This is a genomic window from Paenibacillus sp. FSL M8-0228, assembly GCF_038007385.1.
GTDB classification, from domain to species: Bacteria; Bacillota; Bacilli; order Paenibacillales; family Paenibacillaceae; genus Paenibacillus; species Paenibacillus polymyxa_D.
Window position 1 is genome coordinate 4,107,690 of sequence record NZ_JBBOXA010000001.1, and the last position, 19,472, is coordinate 4,127,161.

Below are 19,472 nucleotides of genomic sequence, written 5' to 3' on the forward strand. Positions count from 1 at the left end.
CCTTGTCGCGATACACGATAAGCGCTTCGATCTGGTCTTTGATCTCATTGCTAAGCAGCGCGAAATACCGGGCTCTTAGCAGCGACCTCGATTGTCTCCTGCTTATTTACAATCACATCATTCCATCATATTAAATATTGTTTTGTCTTCACGTGCCCGAGCCAATTCCAAAGGTGTTCTTCCATTATCATCTTTAACCTGAATGTCGGCCCCGTATCTTAATAGGATTTCAACTGCTGCCGCATTTCCCTTGCTGACAGCTCTATGCAAGGCCGATTGCTTATACTGGTTCCTACATTCAATATTAGCTCCATGATCCAACAGGAATTGAATACCCAAAACGTTATTACAATCCGCAAAATTATGTAAAGGGGGAAACGGTTTCTTTTCGCAATTCACATCACAGCCCATCTCTAAGATATCATTTAACAGAGCTTCATCTTTACAATGAAGAGCGATCCCGAATCCCTTCTTTTCTACCTCTTTTTGATAGATATCCGCATATTCCGTATGTATATAATTCACAATATCACTTGAATATCTAAATGCAATTTCAAGCGGTGTTTCAGCCAACGCACGTTTTCCTACATTTGCCCCTTTTTTTGCTAAAAGTCTAAATGCCTCTAAATTATTGTGTTTACAGCAAAACTGCAAAGCTGTACCGCAATATTCCAGAACCTTTTCTAAATTAGATTTACTTGCGTTCGCAACGAGTTCCTTGATTCCTTCCATATCATTCATATAGCATGCAAACACTAGGTTTTTTTTTATTTTTTCGGCCTTTAATGATTTCCGTAAGGTTACTTTACTTTCCTCTCCCTCCGGTTCCAAATCATATCTCTGGTAGATAATCAATTCGAAGACATCACTATCAAAAAGTTCTGGATTCATATCGTTGACAATACTATATTCGATTAATTTCCCAGCTTCCACTTTGATACAAAGAATCCCCTTTCCGATCATTATCCTCTCAATCTCATTTGTATATTTTTCAAAAAGAAAAACAGTTACATCACTAACATATGAGACTTCATTTTCAACAATCCTATAATACCCACTGGTAAACGAATTCTCTGTGCCTGATATTAAATAAATATATGTTTTCCCTTTAACCACAGATTCATTGACAATGCTGTTAACTAAATTGTCCACACTTTTCATAATTCATGCCTCCATGACTATACCTTCTCTATTTCAGTATATTAGCATGAAATTCCTGCACCCAGTAAAAAACCAAACTGATTTTGAGCCCATTCAATTAATATGTTACTTATTTATTATTACCTCACAGAAACATACAACACTCCGCATGCCTTTTGAATAAAAATAATATGTTCCAGCACTCAACCCTAAAGCGTTTTTTTGAATGCAGGAACATATTCAAGTGTCTTAAACCCTCGTACATCAATGCTCCTGATCTCGATATATTACTACCACGCACTCCACATGCCTTGAGTGTACAAAAATGATGACCCTAAGGCCTGGTCGCCCCTTGGCGGAAAATCTATCGTTTTTAGATCAGAGTCTTATGTCTTTCTTTTTTTATTTTCTACTGAAAGTGTCCCTCCTGATCCATCTGCCCCAAGGCAGTCTTGGTTTTTCTGACTTTCTGACAATCCTGTCAAACATAAAACCAGTAAAATAATTTATTGCTCAACTACCCCAAAATCATCCACATAAACATATCCTGTACCAGGATTCTTGTAAGCATACACTGTTGCCCTGGTAGCGCCTGCTCCGGTTGTAAAAGGAATGTTTACCATTGTCCAGGATGTACTGTCAGATGTTGCGGATGCATCCGTTCCTTCAAAGCCATTAACGCCAATCTGAATCCGCTCTCCTATGTCTGCCTTAACCCAGGCGGTACACATATAGCTGGTATTAGGACTTAGCCCCGTAAGTACCTGCTCGATACCATCTTCTCCGGGTCCCAATCTAACACTCTTAGAGCCGCTTCTTGGTACCGATACACTTGCAGCAGTATCTGAATATGTTGCTGCCCATGGTGAGATTATCCCTTTCTCGAAATCAGATTGCCTTACGTTATTATCATAAAGTAAGCTGACACTCTCAAAAACCGGGTCCGGAGATGAAGAAAAATCATGCCCGGCAGTCCAGTCAGTTCCACCGAACTCATATGCTCCAATATCCGGTGCCGCACCAACATAATCATTCGTGATTCCAGATATTACAACCCCTGCATTAATAGCTGGAGAAGTAGACTGCAACCTGAAATCATATGCTGTGGGATTCACAAATAACGGATTGGTTTCTGAGGTAATATTATTTCCCTCTATATGAGTACCAGGCAGTGTAAAGGCTGTAGTAAAGATATTGTTGAAAATTCTGTCGCCGTACATATCTGACTGAAAATTACTTCCCCAATATCCTACATTTCCGTTACTGTAGGTGGTATTGTTATAAATCAGGTTAAAATTACTGGGTGTGTTCAATCTTATCCCTGTATAGTTTCCCCATACAACATTATGATGCACAATATAGCCCTTGCTACCGTTATCCAGATAGATACCAGTGCCGGAATAATTCTTTGCCAGATTATCATGGATGTAATTATGATGAATTACCGTCCCTTGCCCATCCCAGGCAAATTCATAGAGTATTCCGCAGTCTTTTGTCAGCTTTCCTGCATTGTACAGATTATTATATTGTATCTGGCTGTTTTGGGTAGGCATAAATATCAGATGACGCCCAGCGTTATATACCGTATTATGACTGATTAGATGGTTTGCCCCCAATAGATAGATTGCCGGAATATCCGCTGCCGAATAATTTGCTTCATGAATAAGATTATTAATTACCTTATTTCCTGTTCCCTCTATACTCACCAGATTACCGGAACTGTAGGTCAAAGTACTGTCTCTAAGCTCATTATTGGTACCGGACATAAATATCCCTGTACTGTATTGTCTGGTAACATCCGAATCATGACTGACATATTCCGCAATCATATTAGAAACTTTACAGTAATTAGAATTAGACATTTTAATGCTAGAGGCAAAGATATTAATTCCGGTAATATTTATGTAAGATCGGGAACTTAAATCAAATGCATAAGTCCGCTTCTTTGCTTCTACTGTCAAAGTATTCGGATCAACTCCACCAGGTGCCCATAAATAAAGTCTGCCAGTAATGCTGTCATAATACCATTCTCCCGCACTGTCAAGATCTTCAAGATTACCAGTAATATAATAGCTGTTACCGCCTGTCGCTGCAGTATCTATTTGATCAAAGGTAATGGAGCCGTCACTTGAGCTGGTAATGGTACTTTTATAAGATTTGTAGCCTGTTCCCGGAACACTCCAAACCGTTTTGCCAACCCAGTATCCAGGTGGCTGAGTTAAGTCCCCATCCTTGATGGTTGTAGTAGAACCGGAATCAACTGTTGCATATGTTAAATTTAAGGGATCAAGTGTTGGTGAATTGGGCCATCTGGCTTCAAATTGCATTTGCTTATTAACAAATATCTGATTTTTTGTTCCAAGGGAACCCTTCATTTCCGCATAATAGATGGATCCGGAGTAATTTTTCCAGCCAGTAACCGGATCGGCACCGGATACCGTTACGTTCTCTCCTGTATAAGCCTCAAAGTTTATGGGTTTTGCAGAAGTTCCGGAAGTATGAAGTGTTACTGTTTCCCGGTATGTACCACCTCGTATGATGCAGGTATCTCCGGCTTTCATGGTATCTGCTGCCTTTTGTATGGTTTTCCATGGATTTGATAGTGTACCGGTCCCAGTGATGTCATTCCCCGTTGTAGAAACATAATATACGGAACTTGCCTTTACAGTTTCCACACCCAGATTAAAAGTAAATACATAAATCATCATAATTACAACTAAAAATCTAAAGCCTGTTCTCTTATTCATAGCTTACCTCCTGGAATGAATTCTATTTTTAGATACGGCTTCTACGCCTAGGCTTAAGTTCACTGCTAGATATGTTCTAATATAGAAATTTGTGTATATATAAGCCCTTAATTATTTAATCGACTTATACCGACTTAAAGTTTATAATTCTTTCGGCGAAGCTTCTCCGATACTGAACCCATCCAGCCATTTCATTGACCATGCATGGTATTATTTTCTTTCCGAAATGGGTGCATGAGCATCCAGAGATTAAAGTACGCTATCAAAATGATTTCATCCCTCTGATGGAAGAATCGCGTGAAAAGTATGAGACTTATCCGAAGCATGTAGTTCCTGAATTCGCATATATTACTTTTATTGAAAATGCAGGTGTGAACAACGAGAAGTTGATTGCCCAGGCACCTTACGCGGGCATGACAGATGATATTCGTGCGGGTAAGTTGCAAGCATAGTCAATCAAGACGAATTGAACTGAAAAGCCTGAGCCTGTGCCTCATAACGTAAGACAAATTAAAACACCTACCAACCTGGTCATACCCTGTCTACTTGACAGGGGTATGACCAGATTGGTAGGTGCCCAGCATCTTTTTTAATGTTCTGTATAACCATCTAATCTCCATTGGCTATTCTTCTTTCTCTTTTTCATCATGAAGCATCATCTCTAATACAACATATACAAACTATGCTCCGTCCTTCATGCCCTGCCAGTACAAAGCTTCATTCTCCAATGCTTGCTTGTAATGATGCTTATCCTCCCATTCCGAGAATTCAGGTCTGTTCACAATATCCATCTCAGAAAGTCTCTTCAGTTCCTCTGGGCAGGGCATCAGGATCAATATTTACGCTAATTCCCAGTCGGTCAACAACCAGGTTCTCAATCGTACTTTTATCGCTTCCATTATTCCCCGCAAATACATACATCATTGGTATATGTTGACCTTACCTGCATCTGTTTTATTAAAGTAATTGAACCACAGCAAGTTGATTGCACGTCACAGAAGGGAATAACCTTATTTTGTTCAACTCCAAATCCTTACGTTCAAAAATGGTATCCGATCTCGGCACTTGCATATTACCATATTCCTATATTAACTCATGTTACACTTCCCTCTCATCCTCCTACTTCCAAAAATAAACATAGTAAATCCCCCAACCAATGGGTCATTCTGTAAACTAAATCTTTCTTTTAACCGATAAATACATATGCTGGGTTGTTTATTAAATATCACCTCTCGTCCCTTTATAGCGTACAAACCTTGTAATACATATCTATTTTGACTCACTGTTGTACTCATCTGTAGCTTCGATAATTCAGAAGCAAATGCAAGATGACATGCTTCACTTGGAAATACCCATCGCATCTAGAAAGGAGTCATGAACTCACTTGAGCGTATTATCAGATGGGATCGGATATGAAAGCCTACGCTTTTATGGTCCCTTTCAGCCCCTACACATCGAACAACTTCAAATAACACGTACAATTAACGATCATGCCTATTTATATATCAGTGGCATGCTCTCCGAAGAACAGGGAGCAGCTTGTATCAGTCATAATATAGAGCAAGAGCCGATTGCGATTCGTCAGTTGAATGATCAGGGACAATCGCTGAGAAGGCTGTTCCATGGGATTGTCACGCGTATGTCCGTACATTGTGTGCGAGGCGTATATACGTTTGAACTGGAGGCTGCTTCCCATTCATACCAGATGGATATTAAGCGTAAAAGGCTCTCCTATCAAGATATTCACCGTACCTATGATGGTCTGGTCACTGCGCTGGTTCGAAAATATCAGTATGGAGATGCCATTGATACGATAAGCAACCATGCCAAATTGGAGACATTTGTTTTACAATATGAGGAGACGGATTGGGCGTTTTTAAAACGTCTTGCTTCTCGCTTTGGTTCCGTCCTTGTGCCAGAGGTAACCGCAGCCTCGCCCAAGGTTTTCTTCGGTATGCCAGAAGGCAAGCAGCATAAGGTGGAGCGGGATGTATTTTATCGAGTACGGAAAACGTTTCATGAGTTGGATGCGGAAAAGCCGGGAGAACGTGCTGGCTCGTATGTCACCTATATGATCGAAAGCCTGCAATACTATGCACTAGGCGACCTTATCACGTTACCTATTGGACAAGGCAAAGAACTGGTCGTGGTTCGAGCAGTGACAACCTTAGCAGATGGCTTACTGCACACCCGTTATGATCTTCAAGCCGAACAAGATATCCGCTATGCGCGGTATGAAAACGATCAGGCTACTGGAATTTCGCTGACAGGAACGGTGCTCAAGGTACAGCAGGATTTTGTACAGCTTCAACTGGACATTGACCCGAAGCAAGATCCTGCCAAAGCGTGCTGGTTTCCCGTAGCCACCCGTTATGTCGCTGAAGAACATAGTGGCTGGTACGATATGCCTGAGGTTGGGGAACAGGTGGAACTGTATCTGCCTACACACCGCGAACAAGATGCCTATGTCACGGATTCAGTGCGACAACAACGCTACATAAATGATCAGCCGAATGTGAAGGTATGGCAACATGTGCAAGGTAGCTCCGTCGAAATGTCTGAGCACAAGCTGACCCTATCCACCCCCGGTGAATTTTCCATTACACTGCATGAAGGTAACGGAATTGCCATCGACAGTCCGGGGAATGTGCAGATTCAGGGTGGTCATGTGAAGCTTGATGCTGGGCAGGAACTTTCGCTCGAAGCTGGAACGGCGCTGTATCTAAAAGGCGGAGCCAGCAGCATGGTACTGGACGGTGAGACGGATACCAAGGCTCCAGTGATTTATCAGGAAGGTACGGTAAAGGCACCTGTTTTCGTAGCCAACCTCCCTCCTGTGCCTGAGCCGCCACTCATGAGCATAAAAGCCTATGAAGCAGCCCAGTCAGCAGCTAGGGATTCATCTAGCAACCAAGCCTCTACCCCTAAAGCAAAAGTCACCAGTCCAGCAGAGCATCAACAGGCAAATGCCTTGATGGGTACGGTGTCCAAGCTATTAGGCTCCATTCCAGTGATGGGAAAAGTGGTTGGCGTTGTTGCAGGAGCGCTAAGTGGACCTGCAGGAGGGGTGATTCTGAGAGCAACCGCAGCGATCCCTGTTCGGAGCAAAGGAACCCCTTCCGTTGGAGGTAGTAAGGGGAACGGCATTCATCCGTTGAAACACTTGGCTGGTCTAGCATTACAAGGGTTAATTACTCAGTATGAACATGAGCAAGCGAGACATGCCTACTATAGCAAATGGATTCTGGGGAAAGTGTATACAAGCGCACGTCAAATAGTACATTCCGGCAGCCGATTAGAGCTGATCCAAAACTTGCTGACAACATCGAAAACCATGGTTCATGCCTATCAACAGGTACCTAAAAGTGTTAAAGATAGAATGCTGAGGGAATATAAAGAACAAGAAAAAGCTAGGGCTGAAGCTGCTCTTAAAGCAGAAGAAGAAGCTAGAGCTAAAGCCCTTAAAGCGAAAAAAGAAGCTGCACCACCAGAGCTTACAGATGAAGAATATGAGAAAATTCAAAGAGATTATGTTTATTGGTCTTCATTAGAAAATCGCAGACCTGAAATTCCGCTAGGAAGCTACCGTGCTGAGGACGGGGTGGTTCGTACAGCGAATGGAAATCCAGATTTTAAATACTACGATGACTGGAAACAAAACTATCAAGGAGATTTTTTGATTCTATCTAATCAAGAGGGCATCACACCGGAAGAACAACGATGGATGAGCCATGCAAACATATTTGCAGAGCCAGTGCCACTTGACGGTCGAGGTGGTGAAGGTAGAGCCCTTAAAAATGAATTCTCCAAAATGAGTAAAGAAGGGGCACTTGAGAACGCTAGGCTCGCAAGAGAAAATGTGAGGAGAATCCAACAGCGAATAGATCAGAAGAGCATCACCACAAAAAATGCATCCGAACCTATTGAGAACGCATCAGAAGTTATGCCTTCAAAAGCAGGCAAACCCAAGGAGAAACCTCCTAAAACTGAGGGGACGGGTAAACCTAATAAAAAGAGAGAAGAAGAGAATACCAAAAAGCGTGTATTGGAGAACATTGAGAAAAGTAAAGCCGCCCGAGAAACTTCAAATTACGATGAGTATTTAAGAAAAGAGAAGGAATTACTTAAAGAAATAGAGAAGAAGAATGCTCTTGAGGGGGCGGGTAATGGTGGTAGGAATCTCCTTAACACTACAAATCCTAAGGATTTCCTTGATGAGGCTTTGGAACAACAGGGTCTGACGAGTATACCAAAGGGACTTAAGCATCCTTGGACAGCAGATGGATTTGTATATGAGGTAAGAATACATCCCGGTAATAGTCAACATACGAATGCGAATAGTATTTATAGAGTATCAAGAAAGTCAGCTCCAAATCCTGATCCTAAAATTCAAGGAAGTGGTACTGAGTATTTGGGGACGGATGGTAAGTGGTATAAGGAAAGTGAACTTAAAGAATTCTTTAAGGATGGAACGAAAAACCCTAATTTTAATGCCACTGGAGCAAAAAATACACATATAAATTTACCATAGGAGATGATTCTAGTGTTTATTATGAATTTAGATGAGGTAAATGTAGAGATTGACAAAATTAATACTTATTTAAGTAGATGCTTATGGATGGATTTTGAGTTTTGTCGTATGAACGCAGGACAAATTGTGTTGTCAGGTAGCATAGATCAAAGTAGTGATGAGTATACAATTGATATTGAGTTTGAACAACCGTATTTTGTTTCTACTTTGTTTTTATGGCATGGGGATACATCTAAAATATTTATTGAATTGGCAAATGATGAAGAAGCAATGGAAATGAATCAAAAATACAATGTAGAATTTGGAAATTACATTTTCAAAATAAGTGTAGAGGGTTTTGATAGCCCGCCGATTATCATAGTGGCAAAAAAAATATCATGCAAAATCCTAAATAATAATCCTTTTCCAAAATCTTAATCTATCTACTCGAAGACTGTCATAATCTTGATTTGTTAAATACTTTTCAAGGTTTATTTGGAGGAGGTGGGTGACGAATGAACCTATCACTCACCAATAACACATATAACCCATGTAATACCCGTATAAAAATTTCTTCTTTTTGGTTGTACGCACATCAAATGCTTTATTTTATAACCTAAATAACGCTACTGCGTTACATTGAACAGGTCGATTATGGTCAGATACTACTATGATTGACCTTTTTTTGTTATCCTTATTACTTAAATAGGTATTTCACCCAATATTTTAATCTACATATAAACCCAAATTCTCTTAATGAAAAATATATTTTTAAAGATAATTCAACATCCCTCCACACAATATAATGACTTGCCATTCCTCCCCATCAGAGTTAACATACACACACTCAAACAACGGGAAGGAAAATGTGCTATGTCAAATTGGCCAGATTGGTTTCTCGAAGCATTACGCCAACGATTTTATCATATAGAACTCGCTAATGAACAACAGGCTTCATGTTCATCAGAGGACAACAATCTATTCACTCAAATGGATCAATTCAAAATTAACCAAAACGAGGATATTCAGCAACCACTATCCGAATGGGAAGAAGCAATTGGCTACCAGTTAAGCCAGGACAAACAATCCATGTATATGGAAGGAGTAAAAGACGGGATTCGACTGATTCTCCCCGTCATACACCCTACAGTTACTCGTTAGTCTTTTTATCGCATTAGCCTATGATTCTGTTAGTCCAATATTTCATCTATGCTCATTCCACTTTTCAAGGTAAAAACAAAATGCGCTGGTGAGAGAATCGTGATCTTCTCCACCAACGCATTAAATAGGTTATCATCAAATTGTTCCAGTATATCTTGCCGTGAGCTTAGTACTTGAATGATTTCATCGACTCGCTCCTTGATTTTTCTTTCTGATCCTCTTCCTCCTCTAATAACAAAAAGAATGCAGTGTTATCTGGAAGCAAAGACAAAGCAGGATTATTGCCAAAAGATTCTCTTAATGAATATGCAGTGGGAAATTGCGCAGAAATAGATGCAGTGAATCAAGCACTAAATCAAAAGGCTAATGTGAATGATTTATATATATACTATTAAAACAACTCCACATCGAATTTGGAGCAGCAAAAATAGCCTGCGAAAACTGCACATTTACTTTAAAAAGAAATATTGCTGACGCACTAACCGGATGGTATAAAGGAGACCAGCGATGATGCACATGGAAAAATTCAGACATATTTCAATGAGGGGTAGAGTTGCATATGGTATTAGCTGTTTTGAGAACGCTATTATAGCCTTGAAATATAATGTTAATTTGGAAGATCGTTTTAAATTATTTATGGGAATTCACTAATATACAATACTTGGATGATTGGAACGATATAGTCGTTGAATTAATTCCTGAGAATTTAATAGAATTCAAAACATACGAGGAGGAAGAGTTTGAGAAGTTGAGTAAAGATGAATTCATATACTTGTATAGCTTATATCAAAATATTGATGGATCAGTCGACGCCTTACTACGAGGTATTTATGACCTTGGTATCAGTCATGCGTACACTGTAATCGAAGGATACGGCGAAAGCAGTTTGAAATCTTTAGAGAGAATTATAAAGCTCATGATAGATTACAATTTTCCATTGCCAAGTATCGACCCATTTCTAAAATTTTCTATAGAAGAAAATAGAGGATGGGGTGATAAGTTTGATGGTACAAAATTATCTAAAATTCTTCAACCAGGAAATTGATAAGTTTAATTGCACCTAAATATTAAAATTTCAAAAGCTTATTCCAACTTAAATCTATGAGTTGGGATAAGCTTTTTTTCTAAAGATCTAGCTGATTTACATACACACAGTTAGCCTTATAGCAGATTTCACAAAAATAATGTCGTGATCACGATCACGGTTTAGACTGTAAATTTAAGTTAAAATACAAACAATTTTAAATTTATTTCAGCTGAAACCAAAGATACCGTGATCGATCACAAAGAAAAAACAAGGAAGTGTACAAAGATGAAAAGAACTGATTTACCTCTTGTCTATTCATGTTCTGGATGTTCCTCTGCAGCACAAACCGCTAACATGATCGCTATACAAATGGATCGAGAAAAGGTTGCTGAAATGTCCTGTATTGCTGGTGTTGGTGGTGATGTCAAACCGCTTGTCAGAACAGCAAAATCGGGACGTGACATCATTGCAATTGACGGCTGTCCCTTGTCCTGTTGCAAGAGTTGCTTAGCAAGACATGAAGTTCAACCCAAACACCATTTCCTGCTGTCTGACTTTGACGTACCCAAGATCATAGGAGAAGATCCTAACCCCGATCATTATAGGAATGCTTACACACAAATCTTAGAACAAATTGGCAATAATTCTTAATCAAAATAAAAGTGTGTATCGAATTTTTGCTGGTGGCTCCTAACACATCTTTAAGGGCCACCAGTATTATTTTTGTACAATAAAACATCTTTTTAATAAGGAAAATAATTATCGAATGTTTAAATGAATTTGTCTCACAATTTAAAATTGATAAAATTCCTATGCGTCCTTGTACAAACGAAGATTTAATTAATGTGGGAAAAATGACTAGCAATCGAGCAATTAGTTTGTTAACCATTCCAAAGCAATCAAGCTTTATGTCTTAATGTCAACATGTAATGTTCCATTGATCGTAGTATTTAATGTATCCCCCAGAACTTCTGAAACAAATCTAAGAGGAACCATAATCCGATTTGGTCAAAGTGTTGTTATTTACTGCAACTTCAACTTAATATGGTCTATTACCTCTCTCCATTTATCAACTAGACCCTCATTAAGGAGCTAAAACACCGATACATCCTGTATTCATTCTGTCCTTACTGACAGTAAACAGCGCTCAACATGTGCCGAGACGATGTAAAGGATTATACCTCTCGCTTAAGTTGAAAATACTTGCTTTGAAGAACAATATACGATACTGAAAACCTGGTAAACAAATTCTAAAACCGACTTTCTAGGAAGGTATTCATTTTTAACGAAAAATAAGCGTTTGATTAAATAGCAAATCATTTCTCTTTAAGTAATTACCATTAAAAGTAATAGGAACCGAAGTTCCACTGAAGTAATCACTCTTATTGTCATGTTTTATAGCATGAACATGAAGATGCGGCTCACTGCTGTAACCTGAGTTCCCTACTTTCGCAATTTCTTGTCCAACCTTGACAAAATCATTTTTCTTAACTAGCAGACTATTTTTCTTCAAGTGTAACAACAGAATATTATATCCTTTGTGTTTGATGATAATCATATTTGTAGTACTACGACCCAGAGAGTTTGGCACATTATCTTCTACTCCATCCACAACTTCGATAATTCTACCCTCAACTGGACTATATACTGAATCATTATAAATGGGGTAGGATTTTAAAGATTCAGGATTATCAAATTTTCCTTTTCTTGAGCCTAACGGGGTGAGCTTAGTTATATCCACCGCATATTTCAGAGTACGATGCGAAAAGTGATAGTTCATAGATGAACTCATTCCACCATTCACTACCTCGTAAGCCCCTCCTTTCAAAGGGAAGGCTAAATCGACTGCATCTTCGTGTTTAGGAGTGGATGTAATGTATGAAATACTAAATAAAATACATATAAAAACTTGATATATCGCTAATAAACCATAAAGAGAAAGGGATATTCGTGTTTTTCTACTTAAGCCATTAAATTTAAAAGAGCGTAAAGTAACCATTTGACGGAATAAGGAACATCCAAACAATGCGATGCAAACCGGACGTAAATAATAGCTAATTTCTGTCCAATCATTTATGAATAAAATTATGAACGTATATGCACTTGTAAACAAAGTGTGTATATACCACGAAATACGATTTTTAAATGGAAAGTAAGCCATGATCCAGTAAAGTATAAGCGGAATCAACAGCATTTTCACAAAATAAAAAAACATCAATTTTTTCCCTTATCATATGATAATTTGCTTCTTACCTCTTCTTGAAATGCAGTATCCGTTAATAATTTGTAAAAAAACAAATCCAGCTTCTGCTTGAGCCAAATATGATCCACCCCAGAATCATCTTGAATAAACATGGCTAGTTGAATGTCATTTCCTTCCCGATCCGTACAATATAAAGCCTCTGTTAGAACAGAAATGGTAGATCCACCTTTGTTTCCAAACTCTATTAACTTGGAGTTATCTACTTGTCGCTGAATTAGCATTTTTAAATATGGATTTATAGTAGAAGGAACCAACTCCTCCTTGTGTATGAGCTTCATGAGGTAAGCATATTCTTTAGTCGTTGAACGAGGAAGCTTGCGCGATTCCAGCACTTGAAGCTTTCGTACATAATTCTGCCTGGTGTTCCATTTCTGAATACATTCTATCCCCTGATCACGATTTAAAATCTGATGAATTTCAATAGATTTTTTCATATATTCCTCGTAGCTCATCTCACTTATCTTTTGTATCGACTCTTTAAAGCCTATGTTTTCGGTCTCTTGGATATAAGGAGACATGAATCCCGCAGATGAAAAAGGAAAGATTTTATCATGGGAAGAAAGTGAAAGCTTCATAATATTCTCATTTATCTTATCCAAACCCATTTTCGCCATCAGAAATTCTGTATTGGCATTGGAACTATATGCTAACATGCCGTGGGTAATATCCAATAACGTAATTTTCCCTTGAACCTCTTTATGGTTTGCGCGAATGGATTTGATCCAGTTATGATGAGCGTTACCATCGGAAGCAGGAATATAAAATTTATTTAATTCCTCTAAAGGAACAAGTTCCTGCTCATCTAATATTTTCGCCACAACTTGGCGAGCAAATTCAATAGCAATAATCACTTTAACTGTACTGGCAAGCGGCATTTTAACTTCTGAGTTATAGCTGATTTTCTCCATACCATTTTTGATCATAAACAAAGATGCTTTACTCGGATTTTCCTTCAAAAAGCTTAGAACATCCATTTCTGTTTTCTTATTATTTTGGCGCTTCGCAATGAATAAAAACAGGATACATATGAACACAAATATTAAAATTATAGCTACTAACAATAAAATTATTTTCATACTTTGCTCCTTAATGGACACGCTTAGGCTGAAGTTCACATAAGTCGTCACAGTTCCCCACGGGAATCACCTTTCTTTTAGAAGCTATATAATCATACAAACAACCACCTATACCCATTTTTTTGAAAATAATTATAAAGGGAACCGCCCACCAAAGATACGGTATTCTTGTACAAATTTGTGCAATAGAGTCAATTCCACGTTGTATTTTACTGGAATCATTCATTGAGAAACTATGCATTCGCCTTTCTAATTCATTAACATCTAATTTGTATGCTTGAACCAATGAAGAATTCCGAAAACTAACAAGCCGTAGCAGTCTAAAATAATCTAGCTTGTACAAATTGTCTTTTATATTTGTACAGACAGGACACCAACCATCATAGAAAACCAGAATTTGTTTGTGTTGAAAGCTTACATATCCTATTTTTCTTGTTTTTCTTCGAATTATAATTGATATTTTCCGGAAACTGATCTTTATAAAATAGTATAACTTTTTATATTCTCGATCCGTAAACAACAATAATTCCATAACAATCATAATTAGTGAAAACGTCAGTAAGCCCATGCCTATACCGATTCCTGCATGAAACAATATCATAGCAATAACTACAAACGGTTTAAGGCTTTTATTAATTACAGCAAAAGGAAAAGCTATTTTAACAATTATAGATAAATAAGTGAATAAAATGGTGAGCCCAACATAATGGTTAACCATATAATCCAAAATAGGTCTGCTAAACTCTCTTACCTGAGAGATATAATAAAGTGCCGTTCCGTTTTGCCACATTTCCCCCATAAGCTGGTACATTCCTGAGAAGAAATAAACAATACACAGTTGTATAATACAAAAAAGTACTGCAAAATTGTGAATTATTATGGATAACTTATAAATCAAAGACTGCTTCGAGCCTTTTCCATGTAAGCTATTCAATTTAGAATCAAAAGAGAAATATGCAGTATTATTGGCGAATAGGAGAAAAAACATATTTACTATCAGTAAATTGTCTCCTCCGTCACTTATATGAAAAGAACGAACATACAGTGAATAAAAAAATAGATAGGTCAGAATTGAAAAAAGGCGGCCTTTGTATCCAATTAAATAAAAAATAGTAACCACAATTCCAAAATGATAGATAGAGTCAAAAAATAAAGCTGATGAATTCAAATTATATAAAGACCATGTTAATGACTTGTACCCAGCAGAATATATATTAATTCCAGATTCGTGCCAAAAAAAATATCTTTGTTTATAATGAATAAAATAATTGAAAAGTAATATCAACCCGATACATATCCGAAGGATACTTGTGCCAATAAGAAAGCGTTCATTCATAAAAAAGTTACGGTAATTCAACAACATCCTTTACAACTCCTTTCCAACCATATACGACATTATCTTCTTTCACTTTAAAATGAAGATCATCTCGCTTTGAATATGGAATTGCATCCGATATTGAGGTCATAAACTGGACATCGGTTATTTCATGTTTCAAAAACTCTCTTTTCGCAAACGCAGAGGCATAGCGGTATATGATTTGTTCAACTTGATCCGAATCCTTTTCTAAAGAAGCATTTATTTCTTTGGCGACATTATTTTTTTTAGATATTTTCTCCATTAATTTATATGTTAGATCATCTTTTCCTCCTATATATAATTGATGTATGTATCCACTTCCAATTCTGAGCATCCTATTATAAGGTGAAAATACTGTCGTCTCATTCGTCCTGATCATAGGTTCAGTAACATCATACCAATTGCTTATAACCGTTTTGGTACTGCCCTCCCCCTTATACCTCACACGTACATATAATTTTAGATTTTGAGTCATAGGCTGGGGAGCAAATAGATGCCAGTTTTGTTGAAAAAACCGTCCAACATAGTTATCAGTTACTGATTTCAACGAAACAGAAACCGGGTTAAGCGGTCCAGCGTGAAGAAAAATAAAGAAGAAATGAACCATCAAGAACAACGATAAAGAGAATAACGTAGCATTTAAAATAAACCCTTCACTTCTTTTTTTCATTTAAGCAATCACCTCTTTTAAATAACATCAGGGAGAGAGAAATATAAAAATCTGATCTTCTCCCTGATGTTTCAGCTATTTATCAAAAATTACATCTGCATTCTCTACATCACTACTAGAAACACCTGTACCTAATAGACTTCCTAAGCGGGTCGCTTCTCTCAAAGCATCCTTGTTAGCATCCCAAGCTGATTTACCAACTTGCCATGCTTTACGAGCAAGGGATGTTATTGCTTGAGGCTCAACAGCAGCACCATTTGCATGCGCGCTAATTAAAGGAGAAGAATTTCCAGAGGAAACGTCATAATCAGAAGCGTAAGAAGCGCTTAAACTTACAGTAGAGAAGGCTGTGATGGCTAGAGCCAGACTAAGTATTGTTAATTTTTTCTTCATAGATAATTCCTCCTAAGATGGTTAGTAACAAAATAATTTTTAATCTCTTAGTTTTATAACTTTTTTATATGACTATTATTGAATATAATTACTTATAATTACTTATTATATCACTCCCTTCCATATTTTATATCTTATTTTCCCTTGCCAAAAATCATAAACATAAATTTTTAGTAATTAAAATTAAAAATTATTTCGGATTATATCTTATTCCAGCAGGTGCCGCGCTTCATTTTATAAACCATCGAAAGAAGAAAACAATAACTTGCCATTCCTCCCTCTATCAGAGTTACCATGCATGCACACACTCATACCACAGGAGGAGTAATGTATCCTGCCAAATTGGCTAGATTGTTTCAAGAAGAATTACGCCAGCGATTTTGTAAACAACATGATTAAAACGTAGCAGAATGTCTACAAGCTCCATCAAACTCTATGCCTTAAATATTTCATGTCTACATTTTTCAAATGATTAAAAATAAAAACCCGCTCAATGAGCGGGTTACAGTATAGAGGCGAGGGGATATATTCAAGCTTTCCTTAACATCATTTCAGCAGACCGTCACTCTTAATACTTTTAAAAAGTGATTGCATTTATTCTCCACTCAAGCTTTTGGCCCATTCAGCAACCCTACGACTGCTTTCTTCTTCTGACAAATCCTCGATCCTGGTCATAATAGACCATCTTACTCCACAAGGGTCCAGTATACTTCCGAATCGATCACCTGATACAAAGTTTGTAACGGGTTCCCTTACTTTTGCTCCTCTTGCTACCGCATTTTCAATGACCTGATCAACATTCATCACGTAAATTCCGAAAGAATAACACGCATTGCCTTCATCTGGCGGCAAAACCAATTGATATGTCGGATTCGCTGCCCCCAGCTGCAAAAAACCATTTCCAAAATCTAATTCAGCATGAACAATGATTTTATTGCCATTCTCATCAGGAAATTCAGTAATATCCTTAACCCTTGCATTGAAAACACTTTTATAAAACTCTATTGCTTCCGAAGGATTCTCCACGGTAATAAACGGGGTAATAGATGTAAAGCCATTGGGCATCCCCTTCTTTGTATATTTACCTGACACTCCCATATATTCTCTGCTTTCAGTCATTTTAACTCCTCCTTTAAATGATCGTAACAGTTCAGTTTTATGCTTATACCTTTATTGGATTGAATTCATCAAATCATAATAATATTTGGATGCACGAGTCTTATTTAGACTATACCAGGCTTCTAATGTTTTAGAAGAAAACACACCCAGAGCTTTCAAAACATGTACGGAGAATTCCAACGGAGCCGTACCAGATGCAGTGATTAGTTTTCCATCCGTTACAGCAGACTCCATTTTGTAATAATTTTCGCCCGTGTAGGTGGGACAGGTCATTTTGAGGTATTCCAGATCATTGCTTGTATGCCAACGTGAATTCAGCAATCCTGCCTGGGCAAGTCCCATAGTAGCACCACAAATCGCAGCAACCCGTATCCCTTCCTCTAAGCACCTCTCAGCGATTTTTAAAATCGGTTGATGAATGGTTTCTGTCCATGTATTTCCACCGGGTAAAATCAATGCATCCGTGCTTTCAATTTTGCACTCATCCAGTTTGATGTCAGGCAGGATTGTCAATCCGCCCATGGTAGTGACAGGAGTCTTTTCCATTCCCACGGTAACTATTTTGGATGGGGACAGCCCCTTTTTATAATATCTCCCCGAGTTCAGTTCGGCAGTTAAGTAACCGATCTCCCAGTCTGCCATGGTGTCAAATACATACAGATATACCGTACTATTCATTCACAGGTTCTCCTTATTTTATAATTTATCAAGTGATACCAGCCCTCGGTAATCCGTGATTATCCTCATTATAAAAAAGCTTCACTGACATCTGCTGTCAGTGAAGCTTTTAACGTTGATAATATTCCATTAACTCCGACGCAACAGCAACAAGTTTTTTCTTCAAACTCTGTGGTTCGATGACTTGAATGGATTTCCCGTAGGGTAGGAGTAAATAAGGGACATAGGTATGAAGTGATTTTTCCTCAAGCAAAAAGATTGCTTGATTGGAGGTCCGCTCTTTCAGATGATGCCCCAAAAACCAATGCAGACATAAGTCATCCAATGCCTCTGACCTGCCTCCGATCATTAAAGAAATTAAACCGTCCTTGCCCACTAAATCAGGTAACAGATTTTGCATAAAAAATTCACGAGCCGAAAAATCCTCAGGACGCTTAAATAGGATTGGAGTCCGCTTGATTTGTAGAATCCGATCTGCCCGAAAGCTACGGATCTCATTCCTTAGGTGGCAAAATGCAATAGTATACCATTTGTTGTTCCAGTAAACCATTCCATAGGGATCTATCACCCTATACTTGGGTTGTTCTTCATGACTTGTGCGATAATCCATTTCTACAGAGAATTCGTTGGCTACAGCCTGCTCCAATTCTGCCAATATCGGCTGAAGAGAAGGATCTCCCATGCGATTTATCACTTCAAATCCGGCTAAATGACGGCTAAGTATACTTTCCTGCTCTTGATTCGAATACATCTTCAATTTTGACGTCGCATTGCTTAATGCCTCACTCAAAGGGTATCCAGCTTCTTTTGCAAAAACAGCAGCATGAAGGAGTGCCTTTTTTTCCTCCATATCAAATAGTAGAGGCGCTCTAATAAAATTATTCAGCAAGCTATACCCGCCATTATGACCAGAGTCGGATATTATCGGCACTCCACTGGCACACAGTGCATCAATATACCGATAAACTGTCCTTATATTTATTTCTAACTTTTCGGATATTTGTTTTGCAGTCATTTTTACACCCGAATTCAGCATCCATAGAATGGCCAGCATATTATCGTTTTTTGGCATAACCTGAACCCTCCTCTCTCATTAAAACTCAATCTTTATAAATATCTTTTGAAACTCCGTCTTAAAACCTATTATATGCTTTTCTCTGCACAATACTCCCCTCCCATATCTCCTACTTCCAATAATACACATAGTAAATACCACAACGAATGGGGCATTCTGTAAACTAACTCTCTCTTTTAACCGATAAATACATATGCTGGATTTATCATTAACAACATATCTAGCTGAGAATCTCATAATAACATTTACCAAAAAC

The 19,472-nt window shown here is 38.1% G+C and carries 15 protein-coding genes and 1 pseudogene; 6 read left to right on the top strand and 10 right to left on the bottom strand.

The annotated features are described in order from the left end of the window. Nucleotides 1-117: 117 nt before the first annotated feature. Both MKY98_RS18385 and MKY98_RS18390 read right to left on the bottom strand, forming a co-directional pair. Complete coding sequence (locus tag MKY98_RS18385) at nt 118-1,161, bottom strand: ankyrin repeat domain-containing protein (protein WP_069012685.1); 1,044 nt, start codon at nt 1,159-1,161, stop codon at nt 118-120. Between the two features lie 485 nt (nt 1,162-1,646). Beyond that, entirely contained in the window at nt 1,647-3,887 is a 2,241-nt protein-coding gene (locus tag MKY98_RS18390; protein ID WP_069012684.1) for a right-handed parallel beta-helix repeat-containing protein, read from the bottom strand. Nucleotides 3,888-4,087: 200 nt separating this feature from the next. Here MKY98_RS18390 and MKY98_RS18395 point away from each other — a divergent pair. The 6 genes and pseudogenes from MKY98_RS18395 to MKY98_RS18420 all read left to right on the top strand — a co-directional run. Then, nucleotides 4,088-4,339, top strand: a pseudogene (locus MKY98_RS18395) (phenolic acid decarboxylase); the annotation flags it as partial. Nucleotides 4,340-5,271: 932 nt separating this feature from the next. Beyond that, entirely contained in the window at nt 5,272-8,418 is a 3,147-nt protein-coding gene (locus MKY98_RS18400; protein ID WP_245231614.1) for a contractile injection system protein, VgrG/Pvc8 family, read from the top strand. Nucleotides 8,419-8,430: 12 nt separating this feature from the next. Beyond that, nucleotides 8,431-8,835, top strand: a complete 405-nt coding sequence (locus MKY98_RS18405) for a hypothetical protein (RefSeq protein WP_341011078.1) — start codon at nt 8,431-8,433, stop codon at nt 8,833-8,835. Between the two features lie 435 nt (nt 8,836-9,270). Next, nucleotides 9,271-9,558 carry a hypothetical protein gene (locus tag MKY98_RS18410; protein ID WP_069012536.1) on the top strand — a complete coding sequence of 96 codons (288 nt, stop codon included), beginning with the start codon at nt 9,271-9,273 and terminating at the stop codon, nt 9,556-9,558. A 748-nt stretch (nt 9,559-10,306) separates the two neighbouring features. Further along, nucleotides 10,307-10,603 carry a hypothetical protein gene (locus MKY98_RS18415; protein WP_256026127.1) on the top strand — a complete coding sequence of 99 codons (297 nt, stop codon included), beginning with the start codon at nt 10,307-10,309 and terminating at the stop codon, nt 10,601-10,603. A gap of 267 nt (nt 10,604-10,870) precedes the next feature. Continuing rightward, nucleotides 10,871-11,236, top strand: coding sequence for a putative zinc-binding protein (locus tag MKY98_RS18420; RefSeq protein WP_069012535.1), 366 nt, complete (start codon nt 10,871-10,873; stop codon nt 11,234-11,236). Between the two features lie 631 nt (nt 11,237-11,867). On the opposite strand, the gene MKY98_RS18425 is transcribed toward MKY98_RS18420, so the two are convergent. From MKY98_RS18425 to MKY98_RS18460, 8 genes are all read right to left on the bottom strand, one after another. Further along, nucleotides 11,868-12,800 (bottom strand): M23 family metallopeptidase, encoded by a 933-nt coding sequence (locus MKY98_RS18425; protein ID WP_039273027.1) that lies wholly within the window; start codon nt 12,798-12,800, stop codon nt 11,868-11,870. Further along, entirely contained in the window at nt 12,800-13,924 is a 1,125-nt protein-coding gene (locus MKY98_RS18430) for a serine hydrolase (protein WP_069012534.1), read from the bottom strand. Before MKY98_RS18430 ends, MKY98_RS18425 begins: the two co-directional genes overlap by 1 nt. Nucleotides 13,925-13,934: 10 nt before the next feature. Further along, nucleotides 13,935-14,723 carry a DCC1-like thiol-disulfide oxidoreductase family protein gene (locus MKY98_RS18435; RefSeq protein WP_245231612.1) on the bottom strand — a complete coding sequence of 263 codons (789 nt, stop codon included), beginning with the start codon at nt 14,721-14,723 and terminating at the stop codon, nt 13,935-13,937. 544 nt (nt 14,724-15,267) lie between these two features. Further along, on the bottom strand, nt 15,268-15,951 hold the full coding sequence (locus MKY98_RS18440) for a DUF5819 family protein (protein WP_069012532.1): 684 nt from the start codon (nt 15,949-15,951) through the stop codon (nt 15,268-15,270). A 75-nt stretch (nt 15,952-16,026) separates the two neighbouring features. Beyond that, nucleotides 16,027-16,344: a hypothetical protein gene (locus MKY98_RS18445; protein WP_039273018.1), complete on the bottom strand. Its 318-nt coding sequence runs from the start codon at nt 16,342-16,344 to the stop codon at nt 16,027-16,029. Between the two features lie 594 nt (nt 16,345-16,938). Next, the gene (locus MKY98_RS18450) at nt 16,939-17,463 is read right to left on the bottom strand and encodes a VOC family protein (protein WP_069012531.1); all 525 of its coding nucleotides are present in this window, start codon (nt 17,461-17,463) and stop codon (nt 16,939-16,941) included. 51 nt (nt 17,464-17,514) lie between these two features. Beyond that, a complete protein-coding gene (locus MKY98_RS18455; RefSeq protein ID WP_069012530.1) occupies nt 17,515-18,141 on the bottom strand; it encodes a type 1 glutamine amidotransferase family protein in 627 nt (208 codons plus the stop codon). Between the two features lie 109 nt (nt 18,142-18,250). Beyond that, complete coding sequence (locus MKY98_RS18460) at nt 18,251-19,213, bottom strand: helix-turn-helix transcriptional regulator (RefSeq protein ID WP_069012529.1); 963 nt, start codon at nt 19,211-19,213, stop codon at nt 18,251-18,253. Between the last annotated feature and the right edge of the window lie 259 nt (nt 19,214-19,472).

What these genes read in the sequence shown, in the direction of transcription:
- MKY98_RS18385 (WP_069012685.1), bottom strand. Translation starts at nt 1,161, where the DNA reads ATGAAAAGTGTGGACAATTTAGTTAACAGCATTGTCAATGAATCTGTG.
- MKY98_RS18450 (WP_069012531.1), bottom strand. Translation starts at nt 17,463, where the DNA reads ATGACTGAAAGCAGAGAATATATGGGAGTGTCAGGTAAATATACAAAG.
- MKY98_RS18430 (WP_069012534.1), bottom strand. Translation starts at nt 13,924, where the DNA reads ATGAAAATAATTTTATTGTTAGTAGCTATAATTTTAATATTTGTGTTC.
- MKY98_RS18425 (WP_039273027.1), bottom strand. Translation starts at nt 12,800, where the DNA reads ATGTTTTTTTATTTTGTGAAAATGCTGTTGATTCCGCTTATACTTTAC.
- MKY98_RS18410 (WP_069012536.1), top strand. Translation starts at nt 9,271, where the DNA reads ATGTCAAATTGGCCAGATTGGTTTCTCGAAGCATTACGCCAACGATTT.
- MKY98_RS18460 (WP_069012529.1), bottom strand. Translation starts at nt 19,213, where the DNA reads ATGCCAAAAAACGATAATATGCTGGCCATTCTATGGATGCTGAATTCG.
- MKY98_RS18440 (WP_069012532.1), bottom strand. Translation starts at nt 15,951, where the DNA reads ATGAAAAAAAGAAGTGAAGGGTTTATTTTAAATGCTACGTTATTCTCT.
- MKY98_RS18445 (WP_039273018.1), bottom strand. Translation starts at nt 16,344, where the DNA reads ATGAAGAAAAAATTAACAATACTTAGTCTGGCTCTAGCCATCACAGCC.
- MKY98_RS18455 (WP_069012530.1), bottom strand. Translation starts at nt 18,141, where the DNA reads ATGAATAGTACGGTATATCTGTATGTATTTGACACCATGGCAGACTGG.
- MKY98_RS18435 (WP_245231612.1), bottom strand. Translation starts at nt 14,723, where the DNA reads ATGGGGGAAATGTGGCAAAACGGAACGGCACTTTATTATATCTCTCAG.
- MKY98_RS18420 (WP_069012535.1), top strand. Translation starts at nt 10,871, where the DNA reads ATGAAAAGAACTGATTTACCTCTTGTCTATTCATGTTCTGGATGTTCC.
- MKY98_RS18390 (WP_069012684.1), bottom strand. Translation starts at nt 3,887, where the DNA reads ATGAATAAGAGAACAGGCTTTAGATTTTTAGTTGTAATTATGATGATT.